The sequence below is a fragment of the Piscinibacter sp. PDB5-1 genome, assembly GCF_056676035.1.
Genome location: NZ_JBWVZL010000012.1, coordinates 1 through 5422, shown reverse-complemented (window position 1 = coordinate 5422; position 5422 = coordinate 1). Strand labels below are relative to the sequence as shown.

The 5422-nt window shown below is 52.5% G+C and carries 2 tRNA genes and 3 rRNA genes; all 5 read right to left on the bottom strand.

The annotated features are described in order from the left end of the window. Positions 1 to 56: 56 nt before the first annotated feature. A 5S ribosomal RNA gene (gene rrf, locus AC1KAT_RS22085) occupies positions 57 to 169 on the bottom strand. Positions 170 to 294: 125 nt separating this feature from the next. Continuing rightward, positions 295 to 3166, bottom strand: a 23S ribosomal RNA gene (locus AC1KAT_RS22080). 261 nt (positions 3167 to 3427) lie between these two features. Then, a tRNA-Ala gene (locus AC1KAT_RS22075) sits at positions 3428 to 3500 on the bottom strand. Positions 3501 to 3508: 8 nt separating this feature from the next. Continuing rightward, a tRNA-Ile gene (locus tag AC1KAT_RS22070) sits at positions 3509 to 3585 on the bottom strand. 147 nt (positions 3586 to 3732) lie between these two features. After that, positions 3733 to 5263, bottom strand: a 16S ribosomal RNA gene (locus AC1KAT_RS22065). The 16S, 23S and 5S rRNA genes sit together here with 2 tRNA genes alongside, the layout of an rRNA operon. Positions 5264 to 5422 lie beyond the last annotated feature (159 nt).

Below are 5422 nucleotides of genomic sequence, written 5' to 3'. Positions count from 1 at the left end.
CATTGCCCAATGAGAAATGCCCCCATCACTGCTGTGATGGGGGCATTCAATTAATAGCCTGACAATGTCCTACTTTCACACGGGAATCCGCACTATCATCGGCGCTGAGGCGTTTCACTGTCCTGTTCGGGATGGGAAGGAGTGGGACCACCTCGCTATGGTCATCAGGCTTAACTTGTCGCTGTCTTGCATCACTTGCAAGACAGCCAATTCGTAGAGTCGCCCTGTTAGGGCTCAGCGATTTTGATTGCGCCAATCATTGGCAAACACGCTTTGACTTGGAGTCAAAGTTATAGGGTCAAGCCTCACGAGCAATTAGTACTGGTTAGCTTAACGCATTACTGCGCTTCCACACCCAGCCTATCAACGTCCTGGTCTCGAACGACTCTTCAGGGGGCTCAAGGCCCCGGCAAGACTTATCTTAAGACGAGTTTCCCGCTTAGATGCTTTCAGCGGTTATCTCTTCCGCACTTAGCTACTCGGCAATGCCACTGGCGTGACAACCGATACACCAGAGGTGCGTCCACTCCGGTCCTCTCGTACTAGGAGCAGGCTCTCTCAATCTTGCAGCGCCCACGGAAGATAGGGACCAAACTGTCTCACGACGTTTTAAACCCAGCTCACGTACCTCTTTAAATGGCGAACAGCCATACCCTTGGGACCGGCTACAGCCCCAGGATGAGATGAGCCGACATCGAGGTGCCAAACACCGCCGTCGATATGAACTCTTGGGCGGTATCAGCCTGTTATCCCCAGAGTACCTTTTATCCGTTGAGCGATGGCCCTTCCATACAGAACCACCGGATCACTTAGTCCTACTTTCGTACCTGCTCGACTTGTCAGTCTCGCAGTCAAGCACGCTTATGCCTATGCACTATCAGCACGATTTCCGACCGTGCCTAGCGTACCTTCGAACTCCTCCGTTACGCTTTGGGAGGAGACCGCCCCAGTCAAACTGCCCACCATACACTGTCCCCAACCCGGATAACGGGTCAAGGTTAGAACCTCAAACACACCAGGGTGGTATTTCAACGTTGGCTCCACGACACCTAGCGGCACCGCTTCAAAGCCTCCCACCTATCCTACACAGATCTGTTCAAAGTCCAATGTAAAGCTACAGTAAAGGTTCATGGGGTCTTTCCGTCTTTCCGCGGGGAGATTGCATCATCACAAACATTTCAACTTCGCTGAGTCTCTGGAGGAGACAGTGTGGCCATCATTACTCCATTCGTGCAGGTCGGAACTTACCCGACAAGGAATTTCGCTACCTTAGGACCGTTATAGTTACGGCCGCCGTTTACTGGGACTTCAGTCAAGAGCTTGCACCCCATCATTTAATCTTCCAGCACCGGGCAGGAGTCACACCCTATACGTCGACTTTCGTCTTTGCAGAGTGCTGTGTTTTTAATAAACAGTTGCAGCCACCGATTCTCTGCGGCCTTATTGGGCTCCGTTTGTACAACTTCACCTACTAAAGGCACACCTTCTTCCGAAGTTACGGTGTCAATTTGCCGAGTTCCTTCTCCAGAGTTCTCTCAAGCGCCTTAGAATACTCATCTCGCGCACCAGTGTCGGTTTGCGGTACGGTCGTATGTAGCTGGAGCTTAGTGGCTTTTCCTGGAAGCAGGGTATCACTCACTTCAGCGGCAAGCCGCCTCGTTATCACGCCTCATCTAAACCCTCCGGATTTGCCTAAAGGGTATGACTACACGCTTGAACCGGGACATCCAACACCCGGCTGAGTTAACCTTCTCCGTCCCCACATCGCACTACATATCGGTACAGGAATATTGACCTGTTTCCCATCAGCTACGCATCTCTGCCTCGCCTTAGGGGCCGACTCACCCTACGCCGATGAACGTTGCGTAGGAAACCTTGCGCTTTCGGCGAGGGGGCTTTTCACCCCCTTTAACGCTACTCATGTCAGCATTCGCACTTCTGATACCTCCAGCAGCCTTCACAAGCCACCTTCACAGGCGTACAGAACGCTCTCCTACCACGCACATTGCTGTGCATCCGCAGCTTCGGTAACTGGCTTAGCCCCGTTACATCTTCCGCGCAGGACGACTCGATCAGTGAGCTATTACGCTTTCTTTAAATGGTGGCTGCTTCTAAGCCAACATCCTGACTGTTTTAGCCTTCCCACTTCGTTTCCCACTTAGCCAATTTTGGGGACCTTAGCTGGCGGTCTGGGTTGTTTCCCTCTTGTGTCCGGACGTTAGCACCCGGTGCACTGTCTCCCAAGCTGTACTCATCGGTATTCGGAGTTTGCAATGGTTTGGTAAGTCGCCATGACCCCCTAGCCATAACAGTGCTCTACCCCCGACGGTAATACTTGAGGCACTACCTAAATAGTTTTCGGAGAGAACCAGCTATTTCCAAGTTTGTTTAGCCTTTCACCCCTATCCACAGCTCATCCGCTAGTTTTGCAACACTAGTCGGTTCGGACCTCCAGTACCTGTTACGGCACCTTCATCCTGGCCATGGATAGATCACTTGGTTTCGGGTCTACACCCAGCGACTGAACGCCCTATTCGGACTCGATTTCTCTACGGCTCCCCTATTCGGTTAACCTTGCCACTGAATGTAAGTCGCTGACCCATTATACAAAAGGTACGCCGTCACCCTTGCGGGCTCCGACTGTTTGTATGCATGCGGTTTCAGGATCTATTTAACTCCCCTCCCGGGGTTCTTTTCACCTTTCCCTCACGGTACTAGTTCGCTATCGGTCGATTACGAGTATTTAGCCTTGGAGGATGGTCCCCCCATATTCAGACAGGATTACACGTGTCCCGCCCTACTTGTCGCACGCCTAGTTCCACAATCGACTTTTTTCATACGGGACTATCACCCACTATGGTCGGACTTTCCATTCCGTTCTGATAAGTCGAAAGCTAAAACGTGCAGGCTGTTCCGATTTCGCTCGCCACTACTTTCGGAATCTCGGTTGATGTCTTTTCCTCGAGCTACTGAGATGTTTCAGTTCACCCGGTTCGCCTCGCATGACTATGTATTCATCATGCGATACCTTTCGGTGGGTTTCCCCATTCGGAAATCTCCGGATCAAAGCTAATTTGCCAGCTCCCCGAAGCTTATCGCAGGCTATCACGTCCTTCATCGCCTGTAATCGCCAAGGCATCCACCACATGCACTTAGTCACTTGACCCTATAACTTTGACGCCGCCTTTTGGCAGCATCGTCAAGGACTCATTACTGAGTATTCGCGTTTGCCTCTTCGCTCTTTCGAGTGAAGTATTTGTTGACGCAATCAAAATGTTGCTGACGGCACGGTGCACCAAAGTGCTTTCCGTCAGCAACGCTGATTCGACTCTACGAATTGTTAAAGAACAACAGCCGATTCTTGACGAATCACTGACCCAAGCACCTTCATGCTTGGGTCAGTGATCACACAGAACGATGTGGAATGTGGAGGATGACGGGATCGAACCGACGACCCCCTGCTTGCAAAGCAGGTGCTCTCCCAGCTGAGCTAATCCCCCAATGAAATTGGTGGGTCTGGTTGGATTCGAACCAACGACCCCCGCCTTATCAAGACGGTGCTCTAACCGACTGAGCTACAGACCCAACGCGATTCGCGGTGAAGCGCGATGGTCCGAGCCTGGCGGCCTTGCGCCTTATGCGCACGGTCACTGCGGGCCGGCTCACATTTCACACTGTTGTTAAATCACAGCCGATAAGCGTGGGCGCAAGAAATTGAGTGCTATTTTCCAGAAAGGAGGTGATCCAGCCGCACCTTCCGATACGGCTACCTTGTTACGACTTCACCCCAGTCACGAACCCTGCCGTGGTAATCGCCCTCCTTGCGGTTAGGCTAACTACTTCTGGCAGAACCCGCTCCCATGGTGTGACGGGCGGTGTGTACAAGACCCGGGAACGTATTCACCGCGGCAAGCTGATCCGCGATTACTAGCGATTCCGACTTCACGCAGTCGAGTTGCAGACTACGATCCGGACTACGACCGGTTTTCTGAGATTAGCTCCCCCTCGCGGGTTGGCAGCCCTCTGTACCGGCCATTGTATGACGTGTGTAGCCCTACCCATAAGGGCCATGATGACCTGACGTCATCCCCACCTTCCTCCGGTTTGTCACCGGCAGTCTCATTAGAGTGCCCTTGCGTAGCAACTAATGATAAGGGTTGCGCTCGTTGCGGGACTTAACCCAACATCTCACGACACGAGCTGACGACGGCCATGCAGCACCTGTGTCCAGGCTCTCTTTCGAGCACTCCTAAATCTCTTCAGGATTCCTGGCATGTCAAGGGTAGGTAAGGTTTTTCGCGTTGCATCGAATTAAACCACATCATCCACCGCTTGTGCGGGTCCCCGTCAATTCCTTTGAGTTTCAACCTTGCGGCCGTACTCCCCAGGCGGTCAACTTCACGCGTTAGCTTCGTTACTGAGAAGAAACCCTCCCAACAACCAGTTGACATCGTTTAGGGCGTGGACTACCAGGGTATCTAATCCTGTTTGCTCCCCACGCTTTCGTGCATGAGCGTCAGTACAGGCCCAGGGGATTGCCTTCGCCATCGGTGTTCCTCCGCATATCTACGCATTTCACTGCTACACGCGGAATTCCATCCCCCTCTGCCGTACTCTAGCCATGCAGTCACAAATGCAGTTCCCAGGTTGAGCCCGGGGATTTCACATCTGTCTTGCATAGCCGCCTGCGCACGCTTTACGCCCAGTAATTCCGATTAACGCTTGCACCCTACGTATTACCGCGGCTGCTGGCACGTAGTTAGCCGGTGCTTATTCTTCAGGTACCGTCATTACGCCGAGGTATTAGCCCAGCGCGTTTCTTCCCTGACAAAAGTGGTTTACAACCCGAAGGCCTTCTTCCCACACGCGGCATGGCTGGATCAGGCTTGCGCCCATTGTCCAAAATTCCCCACTGCTGCCTCCCGTAGGAGTCTGGGCCGTGTCTCAGTCCCAGTGTGGCTGGTCGTCCTCTCAGACCAGCTACAGATCGTTGCCTTGGTAGGCCTTTACCCCACCAACTAGCTAATCTGATATCGGCCGCTCCAATAACGCAAGGTCTTGCGATCCCCTGCTTTCACCCGTAGGTCGTATGCGGTATTAATCCGGCTTTCGCCGGGCTATCCCCCATTACTGGGCACGTTCCGATATATTACTCACCCGTTCGCCACTCGCCACCAGGATTGCTCCCGTGCTGCCGTTCGACTTGCATGTGTAAGGCATGCCGCCAGCGTTCAATCTGAGCCAGGATCAAACTCTTCAGTTCGATCTTGATAAATTACTCAAAGAATTGAAGTGAACTTCACTTCTATGAGCGTTTTAGGTCCATGAGACCTGAAGTCTTTCAACTTCTGGCACTCGCCTTCAAACGCCCACACTTATCGGCTGTTCATTTTTAAAGAGCTGCAAACTGTTTGTTTGCGTC